Raw genomic sequence first — 5,085 nt, 5'->3', positions numbered from 1 at the left:
GCAGATATCATTCCTGAGGGGAAAAGTTATTTAAAAACAATGGCTTAAATTTCGGCTTGGCGTTTTTGACTGCGGGCTCTTGTCTCCACTGTAAATAATTCTGACAAATCGCATACCAGATCCAATGTTGGGTGTTTGCCTTGAATTACTGTTTAGTGAAACTGCTTGTATTGTGATGCCTAAGCCGGACGCCCTGCCGCAAATGCCGTTATGCAATTGAGGTGTGGGCATGCTTGCCAATTACCGTGCTTGATCTAGCCGCTCCAAAATAATCCCCCACACCGTGGGATCTATTCCCATGGAAAAGTGCGTCGAGTCCACCTCGTAATGGGTTGTTTTGGTGCTGTTTCTATCGATACAGGCCGGCCAGGACACGATGGTGTCGGCGCGGGTAAACACAATCGCCAGGGGCGTTTGTATCGGGTTTGCCGCGTTACGTTCTTTGATGAGTTGGTTGATGTCCTCGCGGTCTTCGGCGCTGTAAGAGTTTGCACCTACAGTAAAGGAGGGGCCGCCAATTACCGGTGTGCCGTAAGTAACGATAGTACTCACGTATTCGGGGATTTCTCGGGCGATTTCGCGGGCGACTACGCCACCGAGGCTCCAGCCGACTAGTGCTACCGCTGAGTCGCTGGATTCCGCCTTGTCCTTTACCAGCGGCTTCAGAGCATCAACATAGTGCTGCACGTCCCCCTGATTGACCCCCAGCCCCCAAGTGCTGGCATCGTAGCCCTTGAGCCGTAGCAGCCTACGAAGGGGATACATAGACGACTCGGGAGCCTTGAAGCCCGGCAGAAGCAACACGGGCTCGCCGTGGCCCCGGGGTGCGCGTATCAGCTTGGGTGAGGAGAGTCCCAAACGTAGCGCTTCACGGCCGACCTTCCACTCTCCTCGAAGGTTCGGGAAGCCCATGGCTGTCGGTGCTGGAGCGGGAGGCGGAGAGTGGTAGATCTTGTAGTTTTGCAAAGGGCGTTTACTTAGGCGATGTAATTAAGGGTTTGTGTAACTACGTGGCCCTTCGCTGGATGGTTTAAACATTAAACCTAAAATGCACCACATCCCCATCCTGCACGACATATTCCTTACCTTCTAAGCGCCAGCGACCTGCATCTTTGGCGCCTTGCTCACCCTTATAGGTAATGAAGTCCTCGTAGCCCACGACCTCGGCACGAATAAAGCCCTTCTGAAAGTCCGTATGAATTACACCGGCAGCTTCGGGTGCTGTTGCTCCCACTTTTACGGTCCAGGCTCGTACTTCCTGGGGGCCGGCTGTAAAGTAGGTCTGCAGGTTGAGGAGCTTATAACCCGCGCGGATCACGCGATTGAGTCCGGGCTCTTCCATGCCCATGTCCGCCAGGAACTCGGCACGTTCGTCGTCCTCAAGCTCAACAATCTCTGACTCCAACTTGTTGCAGATCACGACGAGTTCGGCGTTTTCTTCGGCCGCGATGGCACGCACCACATCCACGTGCGCGTTGCCTTCCAGCCCGTCCTCATCAACATTGGCGATGTACAGGGTGGGCTTGCTGGTGAGCAGGAATAGCGTCTTCACCAATGCTTGTTCGGTGTCGTCCAGCGACAGTCCACGAATGGGTTTTGCCTCGTTAAGATATGGCAGCAGCTTGTTTTCCAGCAGCGCTTTCATGGCGATGGATTCTTTGTCGCCGCCTTTTGCAGTACGCACCACTTTGGACAGCTGCTTTTCGCAACTATCGAGATCAGACAGCGCCAACTCGGTATTGATGATCTCGATGTCCGCGGCCGGATCAATCGCGTTGGCCACGTGAATGACGTTCTCATCCTCGAAGCAGCGCACCACATGAGCGATGGCATCGGTTTCGCGGATATTGGCTAAGAACTGGTTGCCCAGTCCTTCACCTTTACTGGCACCGGCAACGAGGCCGGCAATGTCCACAAACTCCATGGTCGTGGCGATTTGTTTTTGGGGCTTGACGAGTTCAGAGATTTTCTCTTGTCGGGGGTCTGGAACGGGCACCACACCGGCATTGGGCTCGATGGTGCAAAAAGGAAAGTTCTCTGCATCGATACCGGCACGAGTGAGTGCGTTAAACAATGTTGATTTGCCGACGTTGGGTAGACCAACGATGCCACATTTAAATCCCATAACTATTCCTTTATCGGCGGCGTATTCCCAAGGGAAGGGTCCGCACCATCAAAACTGTGTAGCCGTGTCATGGCTTTGCCTGCATCACCGTCCAGCAGCAAGGGCAAGGCGCGAATAGCCTCATCGATGCTCGCTGCGATCGCCTCGCGATCCGCCGGTGATGCTTTGGAGAGCACATAGTTGCTCACCTGCTTGGCGGATCCTGGATGACCGATGCCCACCCGTAAACGGTGAAAATCTTTGCGGTTGCCAAGCGCTGGCACGATATCGCGCAAGCCGTTGTGGCCCCCGTGACCGCCGTCGAACTTAAAGCGCGCCGAACCCGGAGGCATATCCAGTTCATCGTGGGCAATAAGAATCTGGATCGGCTCGATCTTGTAAAAATTTGCCAAGGCAGCAACAGCTTGGCCGCTGCGGTTCATAAACGTGGCGGGAATGAGTAGACGCAGCTTGTGACCCGCAAAAAACACCTCGCCGACTTCGCCGTGATATTTGCTCTCTGTTTTCATGGTTGCACCGGCAACTCGCGCCAGTTCGCGCACAAAGTCCTCGCCCGCGTTATGGCGAGTGCCTTCGTACTGTGAGCCGGGATTCCCGAGGCCGACAATGAGTTGGATGCTGGAGGGCATGAATCTGTCTCTTTACACCTGTCTTTCAAGATGCCTGTATCTGGCAACACGAAATCTATAGTACAAACACAGTACAACGAAAGAGGGCAGCGTAACGCTGCCCTCGATCAGGTACTGCTAGCGCTATCCCAAAAAACCGAGAAAGCAAGTAGACAGAGGATTACTCGGCGTCGCCTTCGGCGTCGCCAGCGTCAGCTACAGGAGCTTCTACTGCACCTTCATCGTCTTCGCTAGCACCACGCTTGGCACTCACTGTTGTTACCGCCATGTCGTGATCTTCACCAAGTTCCAGAGCCGTGGATACTACGCCTTCGGGAAGCTTGAGATCAGAGATGTGGAGAATGTCAGCGGTTGTGACGTTTTTCATATCCACTTCGATGTACTCAGGGATAAGACCTGGCAGACAGAGAACCTCGAGTTCTGTGAGCATATGCTCGATGATGCCGCCTTCGATCTTCACGCCGTGACACTGCTCTTCGTTGGTAAAGTGCAGCGGTACGCTGACCTTGATAGCAACCTTGGCGTCAATGCGCAGAAAATCCGCATGCATAACGTCGTTGCGCGCTGGATGGCGCTGCAGGTCTTTCAGAATCGCGGGCTGCACATCGCCATCGACGCTGACCTCGATAACCTGCGAGTAGAATGCTTCGTTTTCCAGCGCTTTTTCCAGATCCTTGCGGATGATGGTCAGCGGCGCAGGGTCTTTGCCGGCGCCGTAAATGATCGCTGGGATGTGATCGACGCTACGACGCAGGCGGCGGCTCGCACCTTTCCCCAGGTCGCTACGTAGTGTGGCTGCAATGGCCAGTTGTTTAGACATGACTGTCTCCTATTGTGTCGGATTGGGGGTCGCCTGCGACCAGCTTCCCCGTCCACTTAAAAAGCGCTGTTGCTGCTCTAGAGCTAGGTAAGCTGCCAGAGCTAAGTAAACAGCGCGCTGATGGATTCCTCGTTCGAGACGCGACGAATCGACTCTGCCAGCAGGTCAGCAATCGTTAATTGCCGAATCTTGCTGACCGATCTCGCCTCGTCGGAAAGAGGAATCGTGTCCGTCACTACCAACTCATCGAGTTGTGAGTTACGAACGTTGTCCAGAGCCTTGCCCGACAGTACCGCGTGGGTACAGTAGGCAGCGACCTTTGTCGCGCCACGCTCTTTGAGCGCATTCGCGGCGTTACATAGTGTGCCGGCGGTATCGACCATGTCGTCTACTAGTATGCAGGTGCGGCCTTCAACGTTACCGATGATGTTCATGATCTCGGTCTCGTTCGCCTTGGGTCGGCGCTTGTCGATGATGGCCAATTCAGCTTCGTTAAGCTGCTTGGCTATCGCGCGAGCCCGAACCACGCCGCCAATATCCGGCGACACGACCATCACGTTCTCGTAGTTGCAGGCCTGAATGTCGTCATTCAGTACCGGCGAACCGTAAATATTGTCTACCGGGCATCCGAAGAAGCCCTGAATCTGCTCGGCGTGGAGGTCAACCGTGAGTACGCGGTCAACGCCCACCGTGTTCATCAAGTCCGCAACCACCTTGGCCGAAATGGGTACTCGCGAGGAGCGCACGCGGCGATCCTGACGGGCGTAGCCAAAGTAGGGCACCACCGCGGTGATGCGTCCTGCCGATGCACGTCGCAGTGCATCAATCATCACCAACAACTCCATAAGGTTGTCATTGGTGGGTGCGCAGGTTGGTTGTAGGACAAAGACGTCCTTGCCGCGCACGTTTTCGTTGAGCTCTACAGCGACTTCGCCATCACTAAAGCGACCTACGTCAGCTTTACCCAATGACAGATACAAGCGGCTTGCTACTTTGCGAGCCAATTCCGGGTTGGCGTTCCCGGTGAACACCATCAACTTTGCGGACACCTTATCCCTTCCTGCGGCCATTCAATTCTAAATGATCATCAATGTGTCGAAGGTTTCGGCGCTGCAGTGATCCCCAGGTGAGGGGGTCACTGCAGCGCCACGTTTTCCATCACAGAAAAATGGCTGGGGTGGGAGGATTCGAACCTCCGAATGCCAGGATCAAAACCTGGTGCCTTGCCGCTTGGCGACACCCCAATAATCGGGCGTGTTAGTTAATTAAAACTAAAACTAAAACTGCACACAAAAATCGTTTTTAGCCGGGAAGTAACGTGTCTAGCTGTTCCCAGGCCGGGGACCGGTTTACCCCCTGAGCGACGAAACTGCGCCATTCGCTGGGTACTTGCCGCTGCGCTACCAGTGCCTGAGCTTCGTTATCGAAGATCGCAAACACACTGGCTCCGCTGCCGGTCAATCTTGCCTCTCCAAAATTCGCCAACCAATTCAACGCCTTATCAACCGGGT

The 5,085-nt window shown here is 54.6% G+C and carries 5 protein-coding genes, 1 tRNA gene and 1 pseudogene; all 7 read right to left on the bottom strand.

Annotated elements, in window-relative coordinates; translation table 11 throughout:
• Positions 1-240: 240 nt before the first annotated feature.
• Positions 241-966, bottom strand: a complete 726-nt coding sequence (locus tag ACI9KD_RS16765) for an esterase/lipase family protein (protein WP_414982313.1) — start codon at positions 964-966, stop codon at positions 241-243.
• A 64-nt stretch (positions 967-1,030) separates the two neighbouring features.
• Positions 1,031-2,125, bottom strand: coding sequence for a redox-regulated ATPase YchF (gene ychF, locus ACI9KD_RS16760; protein ID WP_414982312.1), 1,095 nt, complete (start codon positions 2,123-2,125; stop codon positions 1,031-1,033).
• Positions 2,126-2,127: 2 nt separating this feature from the next.
• The gene (pth, locus tag ACI9KD_RS16755) at positions 2,128-2,754 is read right to left on the bottom strand and encodes an aminoacyl-tRNA hydrolase (RefSeq protein ID WP_414982311.1); all 627 of its coding nucleotides are present in this window, start codon (positions 2,752-2,754) and stop codon (positions 2,128-2,130) included.
• A 160-nt stretch (positions 2,755-2,914) separates the two neighbouring features.
• Positions 2,915-3,574, bottom strand: coding sequence for a 50S ribosomal protein L25/general stress protein Ctc (locus tag ACI9KD_RS16750; RefSeq protein ID WP_414982310.1), 660 nt, complete (start codon positions 3,572-3,574; stop codon positions 2,915-2,917).
• 101 nt (positions 3,575-3,675) lie between these two features.
• Positions 3,676-4,608, bottom strand: coding sequence for a ribose-phosphate pyrophosphokinase (locus ACI9KD_RS16745; protein WP_414982314.1), 933 nt, complete (start codon positions 4,606-4,608; stop codon positions 3,676-3,678).
• A gap of 135 nt (positions 4,609-4,743) precedes the next feature.
• Positions 4,744-4,818, bottom strand: a tRNA-Gln gene (locus ACI9KD_RS16740).
• Between the two features lie 58 nt (positions 4,819-4,876).
• Positions 4,877-5,085 (bottom strand): annotated as a pseudogene (locus ACI9KD_RS16735) (4-(cytidine 5'-diphospho)-2-C-methyl-D-erythritol kinase); the annotation flags it as partial.

Origin of the sequence: Congregibacter sp., assembly GCF_047617445.1 — a bacterium.
Taxonomy (GTDB): Bacteria; Pseudomonadota; Gammaproteobacteria; order Pseudomonadales; family Halieaceae; genus Congregibacter.
Note: the sequence above shows the minus strand (reverse complement) of the source record. Positions and strands in the feature narration are given on the sequence as shown.